This window comes from Puia dinghuensis, from assembly GCF_014642875.1.
Taxonomy (GTDB): Bacteria; Bacteroidota; Bacteroidia; order Chitinophagales; family Chitinophagaceae; genus Puia; species Puia dinghuensis.
In genome coordinates, this window is sequence record NZ_BMJC01000003.1 from 984,852 (window position 1) to 1,010,425 (window position 25,574).

The window sequence follows — 25,574 nt, forward strand, 5'->3', positions numbered from 1 at the left end:
CTGATTTAGAAAAAACTTACATATCCCAGGTGAATTTTCGAGTCGTGAAAATTGAATTGGGTGTCATTCCGTTTTCCCAGCGCATAGGATATATTGAAGATGCCGGCCTTTGTTTCAAAGGCCATCCCAAGCCCCGAACCAATGAACGTATTGTTGAGATTGTAGCCGGGAACAGTGTTCTTCGCCCATCCTACATCGACAAAGGAAAAGAGAAAGGAATTAAGCCCTACCAGATACCGGTATTCCAGTGTCCCGACCCCATACTGGGAGGCGAGAATGCTCGCCTCATCAAATCCCCGTAGTAACCGGTAGCCACCGATGAGGAAGAGTTCGTTGCGATAGGTGTTGGGGCTGCTGAATACGCCACCGTTGAAACCGAGCTTAAGCGTGGATGCCCGGCTCAGCGGGAAATAATGCGCGGCCGAAAGCCGGAGCAGGAATTCATAGGAATGGCGCTTTACCGTGTCGTAGAGCGAAGCGAAATTGAAGCTGGAATCATTGGGGTCTTTCAACTGGGCGATCAGCGCATTCTCTTTCACCGTTTTTGTCCCGACCGACCCCAGGAAGTTCAGCTCATTACCCTTGCGGGGATTAAAGCGATAGTTGGTGTTGTTGAAATCATAGGTCATCCCAAGGCTGACGGCATTGATGTCCGCTATTCGGGGCAGCTGATGAGAAGCGATGATCTCCAGCGTATCCACATTCAACAGGCTGGAGCTTGCTTCCTGGATGAAGACGGTTCCATTCTGATTGGAAGAGAGCGTGTACTGGGCGCCTGCCATGAGGTTGACATTGATATAGGATGAGTCCTGTTTGTAGAGGTCGAAGGTGGCGTTGAGGCCAAAGGGGGAATGAAAGAGGTAGGGCTGGTTGAACAACAAGTTGAGCCGGGGTGATCCGGGCTGTAATTGCTGCCAGTTGAGCCCGATGGTTTCGCCATTGCCCAAGGTGTTCTTGAGATTGATGGTCGCTTCGCCGGTGACGACGATCTTGTTGCCCAGGGTGGGATCGCTGCTGGGGAGGAAGCCTACGAGGGCATCGATCTGGCTGCTCTTTTTGGGTTTAAGATAGAAATTGAGCACCGAGCCTTCGGCCAGCATGGTCAGGCTCCAGGGCTGGGATTGCTGTACATAGGGTAGTTCGAGCATCTTTCGGCTGATGGCCTCCAGCCGCTCCTTGCGGTAGATGCTGCCATTGGGGATATTGAGATAGCGTTGCAGAAATTCGGTGGAGATCTTCGCCGTGCCATAGATGCGGATGCTATCGATCTTGTAAAGAGGTCCCTTATCGACCTTGAGGACAGCCGACACGCCGCTCATGTCACTGGAGTCGCGGAGGGTAACGCTATCGAGGCTGACTTTCGCAAAAGGATAGCCGTTGTTCTCCATGTAATCGAGCATCAGCTGCTGACGCGTCTGAAACTGCCGGAAGTCCAGCAGGCGGTGGGAGAAGGTACGGGGATTCCAGGAGGCGGCGGCCAACAGCGCAGGGTCTACTCCCCGCGTGTCGATATTGGCCCATCGCCAGGCATTACCCACATAGAGGCGAAGGCTCGCCGAAGCCGCGCCATAGTCTACGCTGTCTATCGAAGCCGTAAAATATCCCTTCCCTTGTAAGAGGGGAAGGAGATTGTACACGTATTCCGAACAGGCGTCGCGCGACCGGAAGCTGGTGGTGAGCCCCAGCTTTCCGTGGATGAATGCGGAATCTTTATCGACGGGTTGGATGTGCAGGACATATTGCGCCCAGCCGGCGAACGGGCAAAGTAAGATGATGAGCCATAAAAAAGTACGCCTTACCTTTGTCATTGATGGCGGGTATCTATCTTCATATTCCTTTTTGCAGGCAGGCCTGTCACTACTGCAATTTCCACTTTTCCACGTCTTTGAATCGTAAGAACGATTTTATTTCCGCTTTATTGAAAGAAATGGAAGTGAGGAGGGATTATCTCGGGGGGGAAACAGTAGAGACGGTGTATTTCGGCGGCGGCACTCCTTCCCTTCTGGAGACGGAGGAACTGCAAGTGCTGCTGCACAGCCTGCGCGCTTTTTTTACCATAGCTCCGGGGGCTGAGATAACCCTGGAAGCGAATCCTGATGATATCGACATCGATATTACGGCAGCAAGCCGGCTGCGGGCCTGGCGAGAGGCGGGGATCAACCGGCTGAGCATCGGCGTGCAGTCTTTTTTCGAAGAAGACCTCCGTTGGATGAACCGGGCACATGATGCCAGGCAAGCAATAGCCTGTATCCGGATGGCGCAGGAAGAAGGTTTCGACAATATGAGCATCGATCTCATTTATGGGGGTCCGACCCTGCCCGACAGCCATTGGCGGGAGAATGTGGAGCGGGCCATCGGGATGGGGATACCTCACCTGTCCTGTTATGCGTTGACGGTGGAGCCAAAGACGGCTCTCGATACGATGATCCGGCGTCACCAGAAGGCCGATATCAGGCCCGAAGACCAGGCCCGGCAATTTCTCTTGTTGATGGATTGGGCGGCCACCGCCGGTTACGAACATTATGAGATCTCGAATTTTTCCCTGCCGGGCCACCGGAGCCGGCACAATTCCGCCTATTGGCAGGGCAAGAACTATTTGGGTCTTGGCCCTTCCGCACATTCGTACAATGGGGTGTCGAGGGAGTGGAATGTGGCGAATAATGCCCGGTATATCGAGGCGCCCGGCCTTGTCGTCGAAAAAGAGGTGTTGACGCCGGTGCAGCAGCTGAATGAATATATCATGATCTCGATGCGGACGATGGAGGGGATCGATCTTGGGGTGTTGGCAGAGCGGTTCGGGGCCGGGCAGGCTTCAGTGTTGCGGGAGCGGGCGGAAAAATATGTCCGGGCGGGAAAGCTGAAGCTGGCGGGGGAAAGGTTACAATTGACAAAAGAAGGTAAACTACTGGCAGACGGGATAGCAGCAGATCTTTTCTTCTAGTGGTGCCGGTGGCGGCTCTTCAGGTATTCGATGCCCTGGGCTGCCGACAGGATGAGCACCATCGCGAGGATGGCCATTGTTCCAAAACCTGTGAAGGAGAGAGGCATATAGTTCGTTTTACTACTTATTAGACAAGATACGACTCAATTTGTTTAAATCCACTACCGGCTTTCACATTTTCCCACAGGATGTGGTAGATCATCCCGGCGATGGGCATTTCTGCCTTTATATCCTTGTTGATCAAATAGATACACTTGCTGGCATTATATCCTTCCGCTACCATATTCAGTTCAAGCTGGGCCGTTTTGACGGAATAACCCTTGCCGATCATATTCCCGAACGTCCTGTTGCGGCTGTAGAGGGAATAGCAGGTGACCAGCAGGTCGCCCAGGTAGACCGAAGCCGCATAATTGGCCCGCCGCCGGTGCGACACGGGATCCTCTCCTTCATGTACCCCTACGGCAATGTTCCGAATGCCTACTTTCCGCAGAAATCCCGCCATTTCATCGGCGCAGTTGGCGATGAGCACGCTGAGAAAATTGTCGCCGTATTCCAATCCGTGCGCAATGCCGGCGCCAAGGGCGTAGATATTCTTCAGGATGGCAGCATACTGCACTCCATAGACATCCTGGTTGATGATCGTATTGAGGTAGTCCGTCGTAAAATAAGACGCCAGTTGCTGGGTTGAGGTTTCATTCTCACCGGAAAAAGTAAGATAGGAGAGCTTTTCCGCCGCCACTTCTTCTGCATGGCAGGGTCCCATCACCGTATAATAATCTGCCAGGGGGAAATCGAATTCACGGGCAAGATATTCGTTCAACAGCAGGTTCTGTTCGGGGAGTATCCCTTTTATCGCCGACAGGATCTTCTTTCCCCGCAAGGCTTTTCTGTCCAGCCCTTCGAGGGTGGCCGCGGTGTAGGCCGAGGGGACGGCCATGACCAGGCAGTCGGAAGCATCGACGATATCGGCCGGCTTATCGCTCAATGTCAGCAGGTTGGTATCAAAATAGACGGAGGGAAGATAGTGCGGATTATGATGCCGGGCCTGGATATGACGGATGCTGGCTTCTTTCCTTATATACCAGCCGACAGGCTGGCGATTGTCTGTAAGAATCTTGGTCAACGCTGTCGCCCAGCTGCCACTACCTATCACCCCGAATCTTATATCCATCAATTAATTTTTCTTTTCTTCGAACAGTTTCTCTTTTGGCACCACTTTTACCCTTGTCCCACCCTTCAGGCTCTTGCTGACGACGCTGTAAGGCCCGGTGATGACTTCGTCTCCTTCCTTCACCCCGTTGGTGACTTCGATATAGTTGATGTCCTGGATATCGGTGCGCACCTTTACTTTCCGGACGGTGTCGCCGGGCTGGCGGAGAAAGACCACCTCGTCGAGGTCGTCGGAGGCAACGGTGCGCGTTTCGCTCTTGTTATCACTACCCGACTCATCCGAATTACCCAATACGGCATTGTCTGTATTCTTTTCCCGGACAGCAACCGCATTTATCGGTACGGAGAGGGCGTTGACATGCGTATTCGTCTGGATATCCGCGCTGGCGCTCATGCCCGGGCGGAAAGGGAAGCTTTTGGGTCTTTTGGGATCGATGAGGTCTTTATAGGAATCCGGGAACAGCCGGATGTGAACCTTATAATTGGTGACATCATTTGTCGACACAGTGGTGGTGGATGTACCACTCGATGTGGTAACGCTGCTGGCTATCTGCGTGACGATGCCTTTGAACTTACGGTTGTTGTAGGCGTCTACAGTGATAAGCGCCGAGTCCCCCAGCCGAATCTTGGGGATGTCGTTCTCCCCTACGTCGACGATGGCCTCGATCTTACTCATGTCGGCCACGCGCATCATTTCGGTGCCGGCCATCATGGAGTTGCCCACGACCCTCTCCCCTTTCTTTATGCTCAGCAGGGAGACGACCCCATCGATAGGCGAGATCACCGTCGACCGGCTCAGGTTCTTGGCGGCGACATCCAGGTTGTACCGGGCGCTGGTGGCGCCGGCTGAGTTACCCCTCACGGTTTGCTGCGCGGCCTGATAATTGGCTTGCGCCGTACGGTAATTGTTCTGAGCCGTCTCAAATTCGGCTAGGGAGACGACTTTTTCGTCGAGCAGCTGCTTTGTACGATCGAGGGTTCTTTTGGCCGTCTCCATCGAGGCCTGCAATCCCGGCAGCTGCTCTTGCACATTAGAAACGAGCGCCTGTTGCTGGCTCACCTGCGCTGCAGCCTGATCCCGCTGGTTGGTAAGGATATCCGCATATACCTTGGCCAGCATCTGACCCTTGTGTACACTGTCCCCTTCCTGCGTGACCCCAAGCGCTACCACTTCCCCCGAAACATCGGGGCTGATCTTTACTTCTTTTTCGGGGTATATCTTACCGCTGGCCGGCACCACTTCCGTGATGTTGCGGCGGATCACTTTTTCGGAGGATACCCTTACTCCCTCTTCCTTTCCAAATGCCCCGGCCTGTTTTAGCACGACGAGCAGCACGATGACGAGGACAAGAATTATAATGATGCGCAGGAGTTGCTTATTCATGAGGTTATTTATTTTGACAGTTTTACACCCAACCCCTTGTAGAATTCCAGCACCTTCATTTTGAAGACGTAGTCGAACTGGCTGTTCAGGAGGTTGATGCGGGCGTTGAAAAAATTGTTTTGTTGGGTTAGCAGGTCTACGGTATTGAGCATGCCGATATTGTATCTTTTTTGCGCGTAGTCATAACTTTTTTGGGTGGCCGCTACGGTGATCTTGTTGGCTTCGAACTTCTGCAGGGACGAGATAGCGGCTGTATAGGCCTGGTAGATATTCTGTTTTAGGGTGAGGTTATCCTGGTCGCGCGTCAGCTGCAGGTTCAGCAGGTTGAGTTTGGATTTGTCGTAGGCAGTACGCAATGTCCTGTTGTTGAGGATGGGGATATTGACGCTTATTCCTATAAACTGGTTGAAGGTTTGGTGCAGCTGGGAGAAATAAGGTTTGTTCTTTGTCGTATAGGTTGGGACATCCTCAACAAAGACACCGTTGGATCCCACCTGCCGGAAGTTGTATAAGGTGTCGGTGGTGATAGAGGGGGGCTTCGACAGGTCGTTCTCCGGGAAAGGGCTGATCCAGCTGGCCCCCAGGGAGCCTACGATGGAAAAGGTGGGATACATCGCGCCCTTGCTGGCATCGCGGTTCATCCGGGCGGAGACAATGTTCAGGGAATCCATTTTTTGCAGCGGCTGGTGTACCAGGGCCATGGCATAGACGGCATCGGGCTGCAGGTCGGCAAGCGACTCGACCGGGATATCCTCTACCGGTGGAGTATAGACGTCGAAGGGGGTAGCGGCATCCAGGCCCATATAGGCTTTCAATGTCAGGATATCCAGTTGGATGGTGCCCTTGGTGCTGACATAGGTGGCGCTGTCCTGAGCGACCTGGGACTCCAGCTCGGCGGCATTGAGCTCGGGCAGGGCGCCGGCATTCACCTGTTTGCGGGTGAGTGCTAATTGGTTCTGCGAGAGGTGCAATTGCAATTCCGCGGCCTGGGATGTGCCGATGGCCAGCAATACCGACAGGTAGGCATTGGCGACATTGAGGGTGATATCGTTCTTTGTCTTTTCCGAATTAGCCAGGGCCGCCTGCCAGGAATAGCGGCTTGCTTCGATGGCCTTGCGGATGCTGGAAAAATTGAAAGCTGTGACGCTTGATTGTAATTGCCAGTTGTTGAGCGTATAGGTCTGCGTACTCAGGGTATACGTGTTGGGGTTTTGGGTGTTACCCGATTTCACGCCGAACTGGGTACCGAGGCTGAGTATAGGTATCTGATTCCACTGGCTTTGCTCGAGCGTCAGCTTTGATAGACGTGCCTGGACATCGGCCTGTTTTACGGAAATATTGTTGGCGACCGCGTAATCGACGCAGCGCCGCAGGTCCCATTTGTCCTGGGCATGGCCGGCGACAGGCGGGAAGAGGCTCGATAAGGATAAGAATAATAGCAGCAACTTTTGGATACTCATGGCGACAAATTTATGGATTTCCGTCCGGTCGGGCCGTCCGGTTTGGGCAAATTTTACCACGCTGCCTGGAAAGCTTGTTCCAGATCGCGGATGAGATAATCCGGGTCTTCCAGGCCGGTGTAGAGGCGGAGCATCCGGTGTTCTTTTATATTGGGGTCGAATTCCGCTGCCGTAAGAGAAGCGCATTTGGGCAGGATCAGCGATTCGTGGCCACCCCAGCTCACGGCCATCATAATATGCTTTAAGGATTCACAAAAGGTGACGATCTCATCGTGGGCCCTGGCCCGGACATAGAAGCTCAATAACCCGCAGGCGCCCTGCATCTGCTGGCGGGCGAGCGCATACTGGGGAAAGGATTCGTCAAATGGAAAAAGGATGCCTTCCACCAGGGGATGGGCTTTTATCCAGGCGGCTACGGCTTGGGTCGACCTGGAGATGCGTTCGAGCCGGGTGGGCAGGGTTCGCAGACCCCGAATGAGGAGCCAGGCATTGAAGGGCTGGATCCCGCTGCCGGTGTTGAGGAATTCGCTATCGAAGATCTTTTTCATCATGGCGGCTGTGCCGGAAAGCACCCCGCCTACCGTATCGCTATGACCGCCAATGTATTTTGTCGCGGTCTGCATGGAAAGATCGATACCGAATCCGATAGGCCGCTGGTAGAGGGGCGAACAATAGCTGTTGTCGATCATCGTCACGATGCCTTCACTCCGGGCCAGTTCGGCCACCTGCTTCAGTGGCTGAAGCTTATAATCCCAGGAATTGGGGGATTCCAGATAGATGAGGGTCGTATTGGGGAGAATGGCCCGTTCGAAATGTTCGATCCTGGTGCCGTCGATATAGGTGGTGGTCACGCCAAAGCGGGGAAGGATGACGTCGAACATGCGCTGGGCCCAGGTGTAGGGTTTTTCCACTGCCACGACATGATCGCCGGCTTTTACATTGGCCAGGATGCCGGCGAAGATGGCCGAAGCGCCGCTGTTGAAGACAAGGGTTTCTTCCGCCCCGTCGAGGGCAGCCAGCTTTTGGCGAAGGATCTCCACGGTGGGATTGAGGCCGCGGCTGTAGAGATAGCCGCTGTGCTCATCCTCGAAGAGGGCCTTGAGCTCGTCCACCCGTTGGACCCTGAAATTACTGGTCTGGATTATGGGCGGCGCAATAGCGTTGAAGTACTGCTCCCTGGTTTCGCCCAGTTCGTTTATGATGTACGAGATGTCCATAATTATATCTTATGTCTGGCCGCCTGCCGGAAGGCCTCGGGCTTTCCAGGACTTCAGGATGAAATATAAAACAAAAAAACAAAGGAAGATAAAGACACAATACAAGGCCGATTTGGGGTCGTTGATGGCGATGCTGATCGTAACGCTGATATAGGCCAGGATAAAGAAGGCCGGTATAAACGGATAACCCTTCATCCGGTAGATATCGCGATCTTCGCCCATGCGCCGCCGGCGCAGGATAAAAAGGGTGGACGCCGAGAAGACAAAGGCGATGCTATCCAGGAAGATAGTATAATCGATGATCTTCTCCACGGTGCTTGAAAAGACAAGGGTGAGCACGATCGTGGCCGAAAAGGCGGTGAGACTCCAGATGATAACGCCGTGTTTCGGCGTCGTCTTTTTGAAAACGGCCGGAAGGATACCTTCTCCGCTCATGGCAAACATCACCCGGGGGTTGCTCATTACGGCGACGTTGACATAGGCGAGGACGGAAAGGAACATCAGACAACGCAGGATGGTGTCGCCCACGGGACCAAAGAGGTGCAGCATGAGTTGGGCGGCAATAGAGTCGGCTGACCGCAAGTGCTCAAACCCGATGACCTTTACATAAACGAAGTTGAGCGATAGGTAAAGCGCGATAATGATGGCGATGCCGATGCTGATGCCTCGTGGAATGGTTCGGCCGGGAGTCTGCACCTCGCCCCCGAAATTGATGGTCTGCTGATATCCACCATAGCTAAAAGAGACGGCTACAAGGGCAAAGCCCAGCATTTTTAGAAAATCCTTCGGCTGGCCGGCATCGGCGGCAGACATCTTTGCCGCCACCGGCAGGGGGTGGGTACCAAATACCGAGGCCAGCAGCAGCACGATCAGCAGCAGCTTGATCATGGTGAGGACATTCTGTACGCGGCTGCTCATCTTGAGGCCCAGGAGGTTCACCACATAGAAAACGCCCACCGCGGCAGCCGTCACGCCACCCCGAAAGATGCCGGGCACCTCACCGGTATAAAAGAATTGACCGATATATTCCGCCCCTATCACACCCACTGCGGCGGTGGAGCCCGCATTGGAGACCAGTTCGATGGCGTTGATGGAAAAAGCCAGCGAAGGATGATAGCCCAGGGAGAATATCTTATAATAGCCGCCGGTGACGGGGTATCGGGAGCCGATCTCGGCATAGGTGAGCGCACCGCAAAGCGCGATGAGACCGCCCAGGCCCCAGACGAGGAAGAAGATGGTGGGAGTGCCGGCCCTTGCAGCTGCTACCGCAGGGGTGCGAAAGATGCCCATGCCGATGACCAGGCTGACCACGATCATGCTGAGATCGAAGAGGTTCAACTGCTTTTTACTCATAAGTGATTAGGGGAAGATAACGATTATAAACTAACTTTGCCCTACCGTAAATCCTCCGAATGAATAAAACCTACTGCCTCCTGCTTATCATTTGCTGCTTCGACCTTTCCTTATCAGCTCAACAGAGTTCCCCATCCGGCTTTTTGATCGATTCGTCCGATGTCCGCCCCCTCAGCCAGGTGGTGGTAAAAGCCTATGAACAAAACCGGAAACTAACGGAAGTAGGGGCACCAGTGAGCATCATCAGCAAGGCGGCCCTCAACCGCTTTGGCAATATCAGCATCCTGCCGGCGCTGAACACCGCCCCGGGTATCCGGATGGAAGAGCGGTCGCCCGGCAGCTACCGGCTCAACATCCGGGGAAGCAGTCTGCGTTCACCGTTTGGCGTCAGGGATGTCAAGATCTATTGGAATGAGATTCCGCTTACGGATCCTGGCGGCAATACCTATCTGAATCAGCTGAGCTTCTACAATATCCAGTCGATGGAGATCATCAAGGGTACGGCGGGAAGCCTTTATGGCGCGGGCATCGGCGGTGCGGCGCTGATCAGCAGTATGCCCCTGGTGTGGGAGAAGGGCGTCAGCGCTGATTATACGGCCGGCAACTATGCCTATGATTTCAAACACCTGGCGACCAACAGCTACAACATTGATCTCCGCACAGGTGACAACGAACACCGCAACAACTTCGCCTATACCCATCAGACCAGCGACGGCTATCGCCAGCAGACGCAGATGCGAAGGGACATCGCTTCCTGGGAGACCCTGTTGAAGGCCAACGACAAACAGACGATTCACGCCTATATCCTCTACGGTGACCTCTACTACCAGACACCGGGCGGGCTCACCCTGGCGGAGTATACGAAGAAAGCAAGGATGGCACGGCCACCGGCGGGTGTTCAACCCGGAGCGATTCAGGCGAAGGCCGCCATCTTTCAAAAGAACTTCACGGCAGGCTTTAGCAACGAATATCATTTCAATACCCATTGGCAGAATACCAGCTCCGTCTATGGCGCCTATACCGATTTTACCAACCCGGGCATTCGTGTCTATGAATACCGGCAGGAGCCGCATTTCGGTGGCAGAACGGCCTTCCAGTACAAGACCGACCTGAGCATCGGCAACCTGCAATTCAACTTTGGCGGCGAGGCTCAGAAGGGCTTTTTCGAGACCAGGGACTACACCAATAAGCTGGGCGTGCAGGATGCGCTGCAAACGGATGATAAGCTGAACAACTACACCTGGTTCACCTTTGCCCAGGGCGACCTCCGGATGCGCGGTGGCTGGACCTTGACGGCGGGAGCCAGTTTCAACAAAACAGCGGTGGACATCACCCGCGTCTCCGTGTTGCCACCCGTGAAGCATAGCCTCCGATTTGATAACAAACTAGCCCCTCGTATCGCGTTGTTGAAAAGGATAACACCGGATATCTCTGTTTATGCCAGTGCATCCCGCGGCTTTTCCACGCCAACTGTGTCGGAGCTGGAGAAGAGTAATGGCGTCGTAGGACCCTCTTTGCAACCAGAGGATGGTATCGATTATGAGGTCGGCACTCGCGGCAACCTTCTCAATGGAAAGCTCTTTTTTGACGTCGACGCTTTCTTCTTTCATATCCGCAACGCCATCGTCCAGCGGATCGACTCTTTTGGCGTGAGCTATTCCGTCAATGCGGGCAACACCGATCAGCACGGGATCGAGACCCTTCTCGCCTATGAAATTATCGACGAGCCCCGGCGCTTCTTTACACATGTTCGGGTGTTTGTCAGCGACACCTGGCACGACTTCCATTACAACAGCTTTATCCAGGACACCTCCAACTTTTCCGGCCACCGGCTGCCCAGTGTGCCGCCGCAGCTGGCCGTGGTGGGATTGGATGTCGTGTTACAGGCGGGCGTCTACCTGAATATGACCTATACCTACTCCGACAGGGTAGCGTTGAATGACGCGAACACGGCCTATGCCGGCTCCTATTCCCTGGTGGGCGGCCGCGTCGGCTACAGGCGGATCCTAGGGAAGCTGAAGCTCGATGTCTATACGGCAGTCGACAATGCGGGCGATGTGAAATACAGCCTGGGCAATGACTTCAATGCGGCTGCGGGCCGGTATTATAATGTAGCGCCGGGGCGAAACTATTTTGCGGGCGTGTCAGTAAACTACGCGTTGTAAGATCGCGGCCCGTCCTTTGTCGGGCCGTTACTTCTTCTCTTCGGTTACTTCTTCTCTTCGAAGGAGTCCACGACGAGTCTGAGCTTTTTATCCGGCATATCATCTGCTTCCGCCAGGAAGCTGATCTTGCCGCCTTTGCCAGCGATGGTGATGGTAAGGTCGTGCGATTCATGTTCATCGGCGAGGGTTACTTTCAGTACCGTCTTTCCTTCTTTAAAGGGAGTCTTCCAGTCGCAGGTGTAGGATTTTACCGTTCCGGTCATCTTATGCTCTTCGGCCCCATCCGACGTGATATTGACCGTGAAGTTCGTTTTGTCAAATTCCAGTACGGATTTTTCGTCCACCGACCGGTCGAGGGAGCTGTCGGCTTTGAGGTGTTCGGTTTTGGAGGCGGTAAGAACGACTTTTTTGTCGCACTGGGCTTTGGTTGACAGGGAGGCGGCGCATAGGAGGATGGCGGCCATCAGTGTTTTTGTCATGGTTATAGTGCTTTGATTGTTAGATAATTATATAAATATATAACATTGCAAATTACCATGCAATACATAGTACTATGAGCGGGCGGATTTTTATATGGACGGCGGGCGCGAGGTGGCGTTGCGGGCTTGATGGGATGGGTGGGGCCGCTGGCGGGATGGAAGGTTGGGATGGTGGGATGGGCGCGCGGGGGGCTGCGGGCGCGGCGGGGGTGGATGCCGGGGCGGGAGCGGCAGGGGGGACCGGCGGCTGCGGGCGCGGCGCGGGGGGGGCGGATACCGGGGCGGGGGCTCGGGCGCAGCGCGGAGGTCGCGCGTGGTGGGGGTGGCCGGCGACAGCGGGCGCGCGGCGGCGGGGGGTGGCGGGGCCGTTATTTGATGATGCGGATGGCCGTCTGGTAGAAGTTATTGACCGAGCCGACTACCTCGTATTTGATGTAATAGCTGCGCACAAAATCACTCCAGGCGGCGAACTCGTGATTGGGAATATTGAATTCGTCGAACAGGAGGATATCGCCATTGCGCAGGAAGGGGGCCATCATCGTAAGGGCGAACAAGGTGGAAGAATAAAGATCGGCATCCAGGTGCAGTACTCTTGTCGCATCGGGGTTGTCGATATTGCGGCGATAGTTGTCGAGGAAATTATACACGGTATCCTGGAAGAGGCCCTTGATGAACGTTCCGCGGGAATCGTCCATAAACGGGATATCGTAGCTAAACGCACCTTTTTTAAAGAAGTGCCAGTCTTCGGGAAGGCCTTCAAACGTATCAAAACCATAGAAACGGGAGTCGGGGTGCTGGTTGGCCTTTACCCACCAGACGAATGATGTGCCGCCCGCGACGCCGAATTCCAGGTAATGGATCGGTTTTTTATCCAGGCCCTGGCTGCTGATCACATATTCATGCAGCTTAACCCGGTTGGTATAGGTGCGGAAGGGTTTATAAAAATCCGAAAAGGGGATCTTCCCGCTTTGCTTATTGACCCAGGAAGACAGCATGGAGAAATTATAGAGAAACTTGAAAATGAAACGAAAGGGCTTGAAAAGAATACCAATCCGGGAAACCAACAATAAATCCTTTACAAATGAATTGGCTTTTCGAATGAAACTCATATGAAATATAAAATTACCTTAATATTAAGGGGCTAAAGATAAATGGAAAAACCGTAGAATGCTATTAGCTCCCGGATTCTTTTATTACTTTGCGGTCACTTTTAAACAAACTTATGAAATATCTTAAACTCCTGACCGTGCCAGTGGTTCTTATTGCCCTTTCCTATGGCTGTCAAAAAACGACTTATGTTCCGCCGCCGCCCGCTCCTAAAGTAAATGCCGGCGCTAATCAAACCATAACGCTGCCCGTTGACTCCGTCAAGCTAAGCGGCAGCGCTTACGCCCCCACCAGGATCACTGGTTATTTGTGGAGTGAGGTTTCCGGACCGAACACCCCCACCATCGCCGATAACGGCAATGCGACGACCGAAGTCAATGGACTGGTTGCCGGTATCTATGTCTTCCAGCTGGAAGCGACGGACAGCGCGGGTGAGACCGGTGTCAATAGCGTGACCATCACCGTGAACCCTATCTCCAAAATCGTGCATACCGATACGCTGCATACTTCGTTCTCAGGGATGACCTGGCCCTACGAACTCACCTTCCTCAGCAACCCCGCTTCTCCTGCGGGTAATAACCGGGATATCGAGCTGCTGGCTGAGACCTGGACGATCAATGGTATCGAGGTATGGGGCAGATCGTTTATGAAATTCGACGTTTCCAGCCTTCCTGCAGGCACCACCCTCAAGTCGGCTACGCTGTACCTGTTCTCCGATTCTGTTCCCCGCAACGGCGATCTTATACACGCCAACTATGGTACGAACAACGATTTCTATATTCAAAAGGTGACAAGCACCTGGAATCTTGATTCTACCACCTGGAACAACCTCCCGTCAACGGATACCACCGGGGAAGCTTATGTTCCGCAGACCAACCTGCCTTTCCTCGACATCCAGGTTGATGTGACGCAGATCGCCAACAGCTGGCTCACCAATGCCAACTATGGCCTGGTGATGCGGTTGAAGACCGAAGTAATATACAACTCCCGGATATTCTGTACCAGCAACTATTCGAATCCCGCGAAACATCCTTACCTGGTTGTGACGTATTAATAAATTCATTTTGCTTTTTGCACGAGGCCGCCTTAACAGGCGGCCTCTTTTTATTTGGTGCGCGTTGTGGAGGCGTGTAGCTTTGTGCCGATGCCGGTTCCGCCGCGGGCGGACTAAAAGGGAAGTCCGGTGAAAATCCGGTGCTATACCCGTAGCTGTAAGTGCCATTGGGTGATCCAGCCCCACTCCTGACCACTGTCCCGGAAGCAGCCGGGACGGGAAGGTACGCTGGATCAGGCACGAGCCAGAAGACCTGCCGGCATCATATCATTAGCACCCCTTGCTTTCGGGTGAAAAGCGGGGTGGGTCTCTTTATAAAAGCGATATATTCCTATGTACAGTCAATCAGGAGGTAAGGGCTTCCTTTTCATTTCCTTCGTGGCCATGTTCATGGCCAGCGGCTGCGGCCACTCCGGGCAGTCCGGTTCCGGCGCGGCGGCGACAGAGCAGGGCGCGGCGGGGACAGAGCAGGACACAGCTGGAGCAAGCCAGGCCGCCGGCGGCGCTGTTCGTCCGGGCCATACGATCTTAAAATACGCGCATGGCTTTCGCATCGACGATCATGGTTCATATAGAGAAGTAAGCATCGTGAACCACAGCGCCGGAAAGACCGACACCCTGCACTATCTGCTGGTGGAAGAAGGCAGCAAGCCGCCGGCCGGCCGGCCGGGCGTACCGGTGATCACTACCCCGGTGAAAACGATGGCGGTAAGCTCTTCGGTGCACATCGCGATGGCGCAATTCGTGGGGGTAGCGGACAGGATCACTGGCGTCGGCAATCTCAACTACCTCTATTCCCCCATCGTAAGGGAAGGCATCCGGACGGGCAAGGTAAAGCAGATTGGCATCGAATCCAGCATCAACTATGAGCTGCTGGTCGCGATGCACCCCGGCGTCTTTATCATCATGAGCAATCCCGACGCGGCATTTGGCCAATACAAGACCCTCACCGATGCAGGTATCCCCGTTATTCCCGGTGCGGATTGGCTGGAGACGACGCCGCTGGGCCGGGCTGAATGGGTAAAGCTGATTGGCGCCCTCGTCGGCAGGGAAGACAGCGTTGCAAAGAAATTCGACAGCGTAGAGCGGGCTTATCTCGCCCTGGCTGCCATCGGCAGCAGCGCGAAGGTGAAGCCTTCTGTCATTACCGGGATACCTTACAATGGCGTTTGGTATACCCCGGCAGGAGAGAGCTATGTGGCGAAATATCTCCACGATGCCGGCGCCGACTATCACTGGGCGGATACCAAAGGCATCGGGAGCCTGGGGCTGAATATAGAAAGCGTCGTTCCCATCGCCCTCAAAGCCGACTACTGGCTGCAACCAGGAGATGCGGGCAGCCTGAAAGATATAACGGACAAGGACAATCGTTTTGGCAGCTTTCACTCCTTCGCCACCGGAAATGTCTACAATGATAACCGGCGGGTGAACGACCTGGGTTCGAACGACTATTGGGAGTCCGGAGCCGTCAACCCTCACCTTATCCTGGGCGACCTGATCCGTATCCTGCATCCCGGCGCCCTGCCCCAGGACACACTGTATTACTTCAAACAACTCAAATGACCGAAGGCTTGCGCAAATGGCGTTTTGCGGGGCTGGTGCTGCTGCTGTTCCTGGCCCTGTTGCTCGACCTCTCGGCCGGCTCGGTACGCATACCCCTGCGCGAGATGGTCCGCATCTTTTTCTCTTCTTCGGGCGGAAACGATACGTGGCGGTTCATCGTCGAGCAGATACGATTACCCAAGGCTTGTGCGGCGGTGATGGCCGGTTGCGGACTTTCGGTAGGAGGGCTCCAGATGCAGACGCTGTTCCGCAATCCGCTGGCTGACCCCGGCATCCTGGGGATCACGGCCGGTGCGAGTCTTGGAGTGGCCGCAGTGATGCTGGCCGGCGGAAGCATAGCTACCATCTATGCCATAAAGGAGCTGGGTGTCACGGGGAGCTGGTTGATCACGGTTGCGGCCTGTACAGGGGCGGGGCTGGTGATGTTGTTGGTGCTGGCGCTTTCGGCAAGGCTCCGGGACAATGTCGTGATGCTGATCATCGGGTTGATGCTTGGGAGCGTTACCCTCGCCATCACCAGCATCTGGCAATATTTCAGCAACCCGCAAGATGTAAAGGAGTATCTGCTCTGGACCTTTGGGTCGCTTGGCGGGGTGACGGGAATGCAATTGTTCATCCTGGCGGTGATGGTCCTTATCGGGCTGGCCGCTGCCTTTCTTTCCTCCAAGATGCTGGACGCGCTGCTGCTGGGAGAGAACTATGCCCGCAGCATGGGGCTGACGGTGCGCCGGGCCCGGCTTGTCATCATCTGCAGCACGAGCCTGCTGGCCGGTAGCATCACCGCCTTCTGCGGACCCATCGGGTTCATCGGGCTGGCCGTTCCGCACCTGGCGCGGGGGTTCTTCAATACCGCCAGTCACCGGATACTGATGCCAGCCTGCTGTCTCATCGGAACAATATTGCTGCTGCTCTGCGACAGCATCGCGCAGTGGCCGGGAAGCCAGACTGTGCTGCCGATAAATATCGTCACTTCACTGGTGGGCGCTCCGACAGTGATCTTCCTGCTGCTTCGTAAAAAGAATATAAACGCTTACCGATGAATACCGGCTCTCCCTTACTGGTCACCAGGAATCTACAGACCGGCTACCGCAGCGGGGGTAGGAAAATATCGGTGTCTGCCGAACTTCCGGAGCTGTCGGTGAGGGCGGGACGGCTTATTTGTCTGCTGGGTCCCAACGGTTCGGGTAAGTCGACTCTCCTGCGCACACTGGCCGGTCTTCAGCCGGCCCTGAGCGGCATTGTAGAGATCGGGGGAAAGTGGGGTCTTTCTTCCCCAGAACTGGCCCGGCAGGTGAGTCTTGTACTGACCGACCGGGTCGGCGGGAGTAATCTCGATGTGCGGGATCTTGTCGCCCTGGGCCGTTATCCCTGGTCGGGCTGGCTGGGAGTATTGACTGCGACGGACAAGGCAGCCATCGGGCGGGCGATCGAGGCGGCGGATATCGCATCCCTGCTGGACAGAAAAGTACATACCCTCAGCGATGGCGAGAGTCAAAAGGTGATGTTGGCGCGCGCCCTGGCACAGGACACGCCGATATTGATGCTGGATGAACCGACGGCGCACCTCGACCTCCCGAGTCGTATCCGGCTGATGCGTCTCCTGCACCAACTGGCACGGGAAATGAACAAGGGTATCCTGCTTTCCACCCATGAGCTGGACCTGGCCTTACAGGTTGCCGATGAGGTCTGGCTGCTGCAGTCAGCCGGTCCGTTGCACAAGGGCGTTCCGGAAGACCTTGTCCTCGAAGGCGTATTCGAAGCGGCGTTTGCAAAGGAGGATGTCACCTTCGACCGGACGACGGGGGTGTTCCGCATCCATCCTGAAGGGGCGCGGGCCATCGGGCTGGCCGGCAGCGGCATCATCGCATTCTGGACCCGCCGGGCCTTGCAGCGCGAGGGGTTCACTGTTGTCACCGAAGAAGCCGCAGCCTCCGCAGGCGTAATAATAAAAATAGAGGAGCAACAGGGGGCGCCGGTCTGGGTGATGCAGGCCGGCGAACGATTAACATCCATTGCCCAACTGCTAGAGACCCTGAACCATCGCCACCTCTCTTAGTTTCTGTACATGCGTAGCATAATAATTGAGCATGTACCAGGCCGCGATCTCATCGCTGGTGGTTATCCAGATATCTTTTTGCCGGGAAATATAGGCTATCGCTTGTTCGAGGTATTTGAGCCGGAAGGGTTGCCCGGTGACAAAGGGATGGATGCCAATGGCCATGACACGGGCGGCTTTTCGCGCATCCCTGTGAAGTACCTCAAATTGATCGATGATCATCTGTCCGAACTCGGGACCGGTGAGTCCACGCTGGAGGAATAGAGGCAGATCGTTTATCTCGAGCGAATAAGGAACGGAAATGATCTCACCGGCCACGGTTTTTAACGGATAGGGCTGGTCATCATTTATCCAGTCCAGGACATAGGTGAGGCCTTCGTCCGCAAGCAGATCGATCGTCTCATAGGTTTCACTTAGTCCCAGGGGACCGAGCCAGCCTTTACAGGCCTTTCCGGTGGCCAGTTGTATCGTGGAGAGAACGTCCCGCAGATAGCCGCGCTCTTCTTCGGGCCTCAGCTGGGGTTGTTTGCTGCCGGCGAACATCGAATTGTTCTTGCCATGCGCCACCCAGTTCCAGTTGCGCCGGTTGCCCTCTTCGATGATGCGCGGGTAGTATTTGCAGACATCGGCATTTAACAACACACTCGGCCGCACCCCATATTTATCAAGGAGATCCATGATGCGCCAGATACCGACCCGGTTGCCGTATTCGCGCCAGCCTTCATTGAGGGGATCGGGATCCCTTCCCGCCGTTTTTTCCAGGATGCTGATGGAGGTTTTCCCGGATTCATAGTGTTCGATGTTGAGGCCAATGTAGACGGCCAATCGTTTGCCCCCGGGCCATTCAATATCGGGGCGATCGATGATCGGCCAGTACTCGTAGAAGTGGTCTTGTGTCATACTCCATTCTGTACCTCAATTTCCGTACCCGCCAACCGGCGAGCGATCGTTGTTTGGGCGGATAGGGTAAAACCCGTATTTTCGCGCCGTTCGTGGTTGACGCACTGCGTCATTAAAAGGGAAGTCCGGTGGAAATCCGGCGCTATCCCCGTAGCTGTAAATGTCCATTCGCCCGCCGGCGCCGGCGGGCTGCAACTTTCCAGGCATTCTTCAAACCACTGTCCGCATTCTGCGGACGGGAAGGTAGGCCGGAGAGGACATAAGCCAGAAGACCTGCCAACGAAGGATCAGTATTCATTCATGGCTTTCGGGTGAAAAGCGAGGATGGCAAAATGCCAAGGGGCAAATCATCTCTCCAATCGATTCTTTTTCCGAAGGCTCATTAAAAATTTTTGGTTAATGAGCAAGAAAAATCTTTTCTTTTTGGCGCTGCTGGCCGGCGGCCAGGCAGCATTCGCCCAAACGTCCCGGGACACTACCGGGAAACAATTAGACCAGGTAGTCGTGACGGCTACCAAATACCCCGTCAAACAGGCGCTCACCGGGAAGGTGCTGGATGTCATCACGCGGGAGCAACTGGAGAAAAGCGGTGGCAAGCAATTGACGGAGATCCTGAACACACAGGCGGGTGTCGTCGTCTTAGGCGCGCAGAACACGCCCGGCACGAACCAGGATATCTACCTGCAGGGCGCCGACGCCGGCAAGACGCTGATCCTGATCGACGGCATTCCGGCCTATGATCCTTCGGGGGTGACAACGGCATTCGACCTCAACCTGATCAATACTGACGAGGTTGAACGGATCGAGATCCTGAAAGGCAGCCAGTCCACGCTGTATGGCAGCGATGCCGTAGCCGGGGTCATCAACATCATTACCAAAAAGGGTGGCGGTAAGCCCATCAATGCATCGGTCAGCGGGGCCGGGGGCAGCTATGGCACGTTCAAAGGTTCGGGCGGCATCGATGGCCAACTGGGCAATACAGCTTACAATGTCCAGTATACCCATTTTCAGAGCAAAGGCGTTTCGGCAGCCTACGACACGACGGGCAAGGGCAATTTCGGCCGCAACGGCTTCAACGAGAACATCGTCCTTGCCAATATCAGCCAGCGGGTGAGCCGGAACTTCGGGCTTCGCGGCAATTTCCAGTACAGCCAATATACCAACAGCCTGGATTACGGCGCTTACACGGATGACAAGCACGACACCGGGCATAGCAAGAGCACCCAGGTGGGCATCGGCGGGGATTATGCGCTGGGGGCGGCTGTCCTGCATTTCAATTACAACTACAATACCGTCACCCGTAGCTACCTGGATGATTCTTCCATGCTGATCAGCCAGGGCGGATCGTATTCCTGGAGCCAGTTTACGGGCCGTTCGCATTACGCAGAACTGTACGGTAATCTCGCCGTATCCGATCACCTGGATGTCCTTGCGGGTGTCGATTATCGCAACCAGCGGCTAGACGAGTCGACCCTCTACATCTACCAGGACTATACCAACCCGGCATTGGAGGACGTCTCTGCGGGCAAACTAAGCCCCGACAGCTCGAAGGTGAGACAATTTGCCGCATATGCATCGCTGTTGTTGAAGAACCTGCGCGGCTTCAACCTGGACATCGGCGGCCGCTATAACAGTTTTTCGCGGTACGGGAATGTCTTCACCTACTCCATCAACCCTTCTTATGTGATCAACCGCCGGGTGAAGATCTTTGCCGATGTTTCCTCGGGCTTCTCGGCGCCCACACTCTATCAGCTATACTCGCCCTATCGCAACCCTTCCGGCAATCTCAACCCCGAGAAGACGGTAAGCGTCGAGAGCGGCATCCAGTATAGTGTTTCGCGGTTGAACCTGCGTGCGCTGTATTTCCGCCGCCATACAAAGGATAATATCGTCTTCTATACCGATGCCAGCTTCAACAGCTATTATATCAACCTCAACAAACAGGATGATCATGGTTTCGAGGTAGAGGCCAGCGGGAATGCAGGCCCATGGACATTTACAGCCAATTATACCTATACAGCGGGACAGGTCACAACGCCAGTGAACGGAAAGGACAGCACCTTTAATAACCTGTATCTGCGGCCCAAGAACCTTGTCAACGCCAGCATCGGATTCCATGCCACAAAACAATTGTATCTGTCCGCAGCCCTTCGGACGGTGGGCAGCCGGATAGCGGACATTTATTCCGGAACACGCGGGCAGCAGGATTCCTTTGCCTATTATACATTGGATGGCTATGCCGAATACCAGCTTTTCCGCTGGCTGAAGCTGTTTGGTGACGCGAAGAACATTACCGACCAGAAGTACTTCGATATCCCCGGCTATACGAGCCTTGGGTTTAATTTCATGGCGGGAATCAGCGTACATTTATAATATTATGTCAGAAGCTATCACGAAGAAGCGTGCAAAAATGATCTTTATCACCGGCGGGGCGCGTAGCGGCAAGAGCCGCTACGCGCAGGAGCTGGCGCTGCAGCAGAGCAATACCCCCATCTATGTCGCCACGGCACGCATCTGGGATGCCGACTTCCGGCAAAGGGTAGACCGTCACCGGCATGACCGGGATGAGCGTTGGTCCCTGCTGGAAGAAGAGAAATTCCTTTCCCGTCTCTCCCTCGCGGGAAAGACAGCGGTGATCGACTGTGTCACGCTATGGATCACGAATTTCTTTGCCGATCTGCGTGCCGACATCGACGCCTGCCTGGCCGCCTGTGAGCAGGAGATCGAAGGGCTGTTACAGCAGGACGCCGTGCTGTTGGTGATCAGCAACGAGATAGGCATGGGGATGCATGCGGATACGGAGGCAGGGAGGAAATTCACCGATCTGCAGGGTTGGGTAAATCAATCCCTTGCGGCGAAGGCGGATGAAGTTATCTTTATGGTCAGCGGGATACCGCTAAAGATAAAATAAGCAACAGTATGCCAACAGGAATACAGACGACGCTGGGTGAGCAGCTGCAACACCTCGTCGACAACAAAACAAAACCACTGGGTGCGCTGGGAAGGCTGGAAGAGATAGCTCTACGGATAGGGCTTATCCAAGGCACGACACATCCGCAGCTGAACCGGCCCTATATCGTCGTCTTTGCCGGCGATCATGGTATTGCCGCCACGGGGCTTGTGAATCCCTATCCCCAGTCCGTAACGGCGCAGATGGTGTTGAACTTCGTCACCGGCGGGGCGGCCATCAATGTCTTTTGCCGGCAGCATCACCTCGGGCTCGCCGTGGTTGATGCCGGGATCAACTTCGACTTCGAGACCGGGCTATTCCCCGGAAAACTCATCTCGCAGAAGATAGGGTATGGAACGCGCAATTATCTCGAGACCGAAGCGATGAGTGCCGATGAGCTGACAAGGGCCCTCGAAGCAGGCAAACAGGTGGTGACCGATCTGTATGCCGGGGGCACCAACTGCATCGGCTTTGGCGAGATGGGCATCGGCAATACGTCGTCCGCTGCGCTGATCATGAGCTATATCACCGGTATTCCCGTGGAAGATTGTGTGGGTCGGGGCACGGGTGTGAATGATGAGCAGCTGCAATTGAAAAAAGAGACGCTGCGGCGGGTGTACGACCGCTATTTGCCTGCTGTAACGGCGGCGGGTGGCGATGTTCGGGTCATCCTGCAGTGTGTCGGCGGGTTCGAGATCGCCATGATGACCGGCGCGTATCTGAAGGCGGCCGAATTAAAGATGATCATCCTTGTCGACGGCTTTATCACTACTGCCGCCCTGTTGCTGGCGAAGCAGCTCAATCCCGCCGTAGTGGACTGTTGTTTCTTTTCGCATACCAGCGGGGAGCATGGTCATGTCGCGATGCTGGACTACCTGGGCGCCCGGCCGTTGTTGAGCCTGGGGATGCGCCTTGGGGAAGGGACGGGCGCAGCGATGGCTTATCCGCTGTTGCAATCCGCTGTCCTGTTCCTGCGGGAGATGGCGTCTTTCGAATCGGCGGGAGTGAGTAAAGCGGAATAATGAGCAGGGAGTTTTGATCAATAAAAGGCGGACGGATGAACAAAGAATGGAAAGTATTTTTATCGGCCATCCAGTTTCTGACACGAATAAGAGTTCCGGCGGGTATCGACCACCGGGCGGAATATCTGCGGCAGGCGCCAAAGTATTTCCCGGTTGTCGGCTGGATCGTCGGGGCAGCCAGCGCCCTTTTCTTCCTGCTCTTTACCCGGTATATCTCGACAGATGCCGGCATCCTCGCCTCGATGGTCACCAGTCTGCTGGTGACGGGGGCCCTTCATGAGGATGGCTTTGCTGATGTCTGTGATGGATTTGGCGGAGGATGGACGAAGGAGAAGATCTTACAGATCATGAAGGACAGCCGCGTCGGCGCCTTTGGCGTCATCGGGCTGATCATGCTCTTTGGCAGCAAATATCTGTTGTTGAAAGAGCTGCCGGCCTTCCTCCCGGAGGCGGGGCAGACGTCGCGGCTTATCTTTTATCACTATCGTTATTTTATTCTTGCGCTTATTGCGGCACATAGCGTCAGCCGGCTGATGGCCGTGCTGGTGATGCAGGCGGGCACCTATGTTAGTGACCCCAGCCAAAGCAAGTCCATTTCGATGACGAGCCAGCGGCTTTCGGCCGGGAGCATAGGCCTTGCTATCCTGTTTGCGCTGGCGCCCTTTGCGCTTTTACCCTGGCCCTATCTGCTCACCGTCATACCCGCCCTTTATGTCACCAGTGCCTTGTACCAGTATTTCTATCGCTGGATCGGCGGATATACGGGGGATTGTCTTGGCGCCGTTCAACAGGTGACGGAAATCGTTATTTACCTCGGATTTGTGGTTGTTTGGCGGTATTTTTAGGGCGGCGGCCGCCGCCAAAGGAGGCCGCCAGACATCAGCGCTATGCGGGACATCTATCTAATACGACATACGACCCCCGACGTCGCCAAAGGCATTTGCTACGGCCAGACGGATCTCGGGGTAACTTCGAGCTTTGAGGAAGAGACGGAAGTTATCCGCGGATGCCTGCCGACGACCGTGAGTACCGTATATAGCAGTCCGTTACAGCGTTGTTCGCTATTGGCGGAGCGGCTTTTTCCCGGCGGCCAGTTGCTCTTGCGGGAGCATTTGATGGAGATCGATTGCGGCCAGTGGGAGATGAAGGCCTGGGATCAGCTGCCAAAGGAGGAGGTGGACCCGTGGATGGCGGATTTTGTGAACATCCGGATTCCCGGCGGGGAGAGTTATCTCGATCTGCATGGGCGGGTGGGCCGGTGTTGGGAAGAGATTGTAGCGGCGGCGCGTGTTTTGCCGGGCGGGCCGGAGGCTGGTGCGGGCGGACGCAGTGGGGCTATTGCCGTGGTGGCCCATGGCGGCGTGATCCGAAGTATTCTTGCGGGCATGACGGGCACGCCGCTGATCGACAGCTTTAAAGCATTCTCCTTACATTATGGATGCGTGATCAGGGTCCGGCGGGAAGAGGACGGCCTGGTGCATACCATCCTGTCGAACCCGGCTCCGGCGGAGAAAGAGCAGCACAAACCCAGCAGTTTTTATACAAGATCGAGCCTATGAAACTGAATTTCGACTTCAATCAATTGCTCACGGTGACCTTCACCTTATTTGCCGTCATCGATATCATCGGCAGTATTCCGCTGTTACATGCCTTGAAGAAGAAGCTCGGCGGGCTGCATGAAGGTAAGGCAACCCTAATATCGGGCGCTCTCATGGTGCTGTTTCTCTTCGGCGGGGAGCAGTTTCTGCGGATATTGGGTGTAGATCAACGGTCGTTTGCGGTAGGCGGCTCCATCGTGATCTTTATCCTTGGGCTGGAGATGGTGTTGGGAATAGAACTCTTTAAAAGCGAGCCGGATTCGAAGGCCAGTGTCGTCGTGCCGATAGCTTTCCCGCTGATAGCCGGGTCGGGTACGCTGACGACCATTATGTCGCTAAAGGCCAACTATGAGACGACGACGGTGTTGCTGGGGATCATCGTCAATCTGATCTTTATCTTCATTGTTCTCAAGTCGATGGACTTCATTGAAAGGATGCTTGGGCCCGCGGGAATGATCGCCATCCGAAAATTTTTTGGGGTGATCCTGCTGGCGATAGCGGTTAAGATATTCAGTACTAATCTGCGGGGATTGTTGAAATAATTGCATAATTTTGCCCTCCCTCGGCCGGTCCCCCCGGTTTTGGGGGATTGGTCCTGTAGTACAATGGATAGTATAAGGGTCTCCGAAGCCCTGGATTCCAGTTCGATTCTGGACGGGACCACACTAAAACTTCATAATTTATTGATTATGAGGTTTTTTATTATAGGGGTACAACAAAAGGGTACAACATTTTTGAAGCATTCTACCTTTGCCGAGTAAAAAAGGCCACTACGCAAATTTTGGGGTTTCATCTTCTTTGATTTGAAGCATTTTCTCAACGATGTCTGGCCCATAGGGGGACTGAACCGCTTCCTCTTTGATCAAATCTTTACCATTTTTAGAAACGGAATAAGTGTGTGTAAGTACATAATTCCCATTCATAAATTTCAATTCTGGGTACTGTGGTAATTCGATTCCACCTTTTGCATGAATCAGAATTGAGTTGATGTGGGTTTGAGATCCATCAAATTCAAGATTGAATTGAACTTCAATGCTACCTTCAGGATAATCAAGTTGTATTCTGCGATGACTCATAAAATTTTCTTTGTACTAAGTAAATATTCAAATTACTAATTGATTTTGTTCCAAGAATGAGTTCCTCCCGAAGGACAAT

At 54.5% G+C, this 25,574-nt stretch carries 22 protein-coding genes, 1 tRNA gene and 2 riboswitches; of the genes, 13 read left to right on the forward strand and 10 right to left on the reverse strand.

Translation table 11 applies throughout. The annotated features are described in order from the left end of the window. Window positions 1-5: 5 nt before the first annotated feature. Window positions 6-1,808 (reverse strand): POTRA domain-containing protein, encoded by a 1,803-nt coding sequence (locus IEY39_RS17400; RefSeq protein WP_188933819.1) that lies wholly within the window; start codon window positions 1,806-1,808, stop codon window positions 6-8. Window positions 1,809-1,810: 2 nt separating this feature from the next. Between IEY39_RS17400 and hemW the strand changes: the two genes are divergently transcribed. Beyond that, on the forward strand, window positions 1,811-2,941 hold the full coding sequence (gene hemW / locus IEY39_RS17405) for a radical SAM family heme chaperone HemW (RefSeq protein WP_188933996.1): 1,131 nt from the start codon (window positions 1,811-1,813) through the stop codon (window positions 2,939-2,941). Between the two features lie 127 nt (window positions 2,942-3,068). Here hemW and IEY39_RS17410 read toward each other — a convergent pair whose 3' ends face one another. The 5 genes from IEY39_RS17410 to IEY39_RS17430 are packed head-to-tail and all read right to left on the reverse strand — an operon-like array spanning window position 3,069 to window position 9,525. Next, window positions 3,069-4,112, reverse strand: a complete 1,044-nt coding sequence (locus tag IEY39_RS17410; RefSeq protein WP_188933821.1) for an NAD(P)H-dependent glycerol-3-phosphate dehydrogenase — start codon at window positions 4,110-4,112, stop codon at window positions 3,069-3,071. A gap of 3 nt (window positions 4,113-4,115) precedes the next feature. After that, a complete protein-coding gene (locus IEY39_RS17415; protein WP_188933823.1) occupies window positions 4,116-5,495 on the reverse strand; it encodes an efflux RND transporter periplasmic adaptor subunit in 1,380 nt (459 codons plus the stop codon). An 8-nt stretch (window positions 5,496-5,503) separates the two neighbouring features. Further along, the gene (locus IEY39_RS17420) at window positions 5,504-6,955 is read right to left on the reverse strand and encodes a TolC family protein (protein ID WP_188933825.1); all 1,452 of its coding nucleotides are present in this window, start codon (window positions 6,953-6,955) and stop codon (window positions 5,504-5,506) included. A gap of 53 nt (window positions 6,956-7,008) precedes the next feature. Beyond that, on the reverse strand, window positions 7,009-8,172 hold the full coding sequence (locus IEY39_RS17425) for a trans-sulfuration enzyme family protein (protein WP_188933827.1): 1,164 nt from the start codon (window positions 8,170-8,172) through the stop codon (window positions 7,009-7,011). Window positions 8,173-8,181: 9 nt separating this feature from the next. Further along, window positions 8,182-9,525, reverse strand: a complete 1,344-nt coding sequence (locus IEY39_RS17430; protein ID WP_188933829.1) for an APC family permease — start codon at window positions 9,523-9,525, stop codon at window positions 8,182-8,184. Between the two features lie 59 nt (window positions 9,526-9,584). Between IEY39_RS17430 and IEY39_RS17435 the strand changes: the two genes are divergently transcribed. Continuing rightward, window positions 9,585-11,690 carry a TonB-dependent receptor gene (locus IEY39_RS17435; protein WP_188933831.1) on the forward strand — a complete coding sequence of 702 codons (2,106 nt, stop codon included), beginning with the start codon at window positions 9,585-9,587 and terminating at the stop codon, window positions 11,688-11,690. A 44-nt stretch (window positions 11,691-11,734) separates the two neighbouring features. On the opposite strand, the gene IEY39_RS17440 is transcribed toward IEY39_RS17435, so the two are convergent. Together IEY39_RS17440 and IEY39_RS17445 are read right to left on the reverse strand one after the other, a co-directional pair. Beyond that, the gene (locus IEY39_RS17440) at window positions 11,735-12,169 is read right to left on the reverse strand and encodes a hypothetical protein (RefSeq protein ID WP_188933833.1); all 435 of its coding nucleotides are present in this window, start codon (window positions 12,167-12,169) and stop codon (window positions 11,735-11,737) included. A gap of 368 nt (window positions 12,170-12,537) precedes the next feature. Next, on the reverse strand, window positions 12,538-13,278 hold the full coding sequence (locus IEY39_RS17445) for a class I SAM-dependent methyltransferase (protein ID WP_229688960.1): 741 nt from the start codon (window positions 13,276-13,278) through the stop codon (window positions 12,538-12,540). 113 nt (window positions 13,279-13,391) lie between these two features. On the opposite strand from IEY39_RS17445, the gene IEY39_RS17450 reads away from it, so the two are divergent. The 4 genes from IEY39_RS17450 to IEY39_RS17465 all read left to right on the forward strand — a co-directional run bounded on the left by IEY39_RS17450 (window position 13,392) and on the right by IEY39_RS17465 (window position 17,949). Further along, window positions 13,392-14,330 carry a DNRLRE domain-containing protein gene (locus IEY39_RS17450; RefSeq protein WP_188933837.1) on the forward strand — a complete coding sequence of 313 codons (939 nt, stop codon included), beginning with the start codon at window positions 13,392-13,394 and terminating at the stop codon, window positions 14,328-14,330. 77 nt (window positions 14,331-14,407) lie between these two features. Next, window positions 14,408-14,605, forward strand: a riboswitch (cobalamin riboswitch). A 58-nt stretch (window positions 14,606-14,663) separates the two neighbouring features. Then, complete coding sequence (locus IEY39_RS17455; RefSeq protein ID WP_188933839.1) at window positions 14,664-15,893, forward strand: ABC transporter substrate-binding protein; 1,230 nt, start codon at window positions 14,664-14,666, stop codon at window positions 15,891-15,893. Beyond that, entirely contained in the window at window positions 15,890-16,933 is a 1,044-nt protein-coding gene (locus IEY39_RS17460) for an iron chelate uptake ABC transporter family permease subunit (RefSeq protein WP_188933841.1), read from the forward strand. Before IEY39_RS17455 ends, IEY39_RS17460 begins: the two co-directional genes overlap by 4 nt. After that, entirely contained in the window at window positions 16,930-17,949 is a 1,020-nt protein-coding gene (locus IEY39_RS17465) for an ABC transporter ATP-binding protein (protein WP_188933843.1), read from the forward strand. Before IEY39_RS17460 ends, IEY39_RS17465 begins: the two co-directional genes overlap by 4 nt. Here the strand turns inward: IEY39_RS17465 and IEY39_RS17470 are convergent. After that, the gene (locus IEY39_RS17470) at window positions 17,917-18,849 is read right to left on the reverse strand and encodes a polysaccharide deacetylase family protein (RefSeq protein WP_229688961.1); all 933 of its coding nucleotides are present in this window, start codon (window positions 18,847-18,849) and stop codon (window positions 17,917-17,919) included. The genes IEY39_RS17465 and IEY39_RS17470 overlap by 33 nt on opposite strands. Window positions 18,850-18,925: 76 nt before the next feature. After that, window positions 18,926-19,144, forward strand: a riboswitch (cobalamin riboswitch). 104 nt (window positions 19,145-19,248) lie between these two features. Here IEY39_RS17470 and IEY39_RS17475 point away from each other — a divergent pair. From IEY39_RS17475 to IEY39_RS17505, 7 genes are all read left to right on the forward strand, one after another. Then, window positions 19,249-21,222 carry a TonB-dependent receptor plug domain-containing protein gene (locus IEY39_RS17475; RefSeq protein ID WP_188933845.1) on the forward strand — a complete coding sequence of 658 codons (1,974 nt, stop codon included), beginning with the start codon at window positions 19,249-19,251 and terminating at the stop codon, window positions 21,220-21,222. 4 nt (window positions 21,223-21,226) lie between these two features. Beyond that, a complete protein-coding gene (locus IEY39_RS17480; RefSeq protein ID WP_229688962.1) occupies window positions 21,227-21,760 on the forward strand; it encodes a bifunctional adenosylcobinamide kinase/adenosylcobinamide-phosphate guanylyltransferase in 534 nt (177 codons plus the stop codon). A gap of 8 nt (window positions 21,761-21,768) precedes the next feature. Beyond that, entirely contained in the window at window positions 21,769-22,821 is a 1,053-nt protein-coding gene (gene cobT, locus IEY39_RS17485) for a nicotinate-nucleotide--dimethylbenzimidazole phosphoribosyltransferase (RefSeq protein WP_188933847.1), read from the forward strand. Between the two features lie 35 nt (window positions 22,822-22,856). Then, on the forward strand, window positions 22,857-23,666 hold the full coding sequence (locus tag IEY39_RS17490; protein ID WP_188933849.1) for an adenosylcobinamide-GDP ribazoletransferase: 810 nt from the start codon (window positions 22,857-22,859) through the stop codon (window positions 23,664-23,666). 42 nt (window positions 23,667-23,708) lie between these two features. After that, window positions 23,709-24,380 (forward strand): alpha-ribazole phosphatase family protein, encoded by a 672-nt coding sequence (gene cobC / locus IEY39_RS17495; protein WP_188933851.1) that lies wholly within the window; start codon window positions 23,709-23,711, stop codon window positions 24,378-24,380. Continuing rightward, window positions 24,377-24,961, forward strand: coding sequence for a MarC family protein (locus IEY39_RS17500; RefSeq protein WP_188933853.1), 585 nt, complete (start codon window positions 24,377-24,379; stop codon window positions 24,959-24,961). Before cobC ends, IEY39_RS17500 begins: the two co-directional genes overlap by 4 nt. 49 nt (window positions 24,962-25,010) lie before the next feature. Beyond that, window positions 25,011-25,082, forward strand: a tRNA-Arg gene (locus tag IEY39_RS17505). Between the two features lie 107 nt (window positions 25,083-25,189). On the opposite strand, the gene IEY39_RS17510 is transcribed toward IEY39_RS17505, so the two are convergent. Further along, a complete protein-coding gene (locus IEY39_RS17510) occupies window positions 25,190-25,495 on the reverse strand; it encodes a hypothetical protein (protein ID WP_188933855.1) in 306 nt (101 codons plus the stop codon). Between the last annotated feature and the right edge of the window lie 79 nt (window positions 25,496-25,574).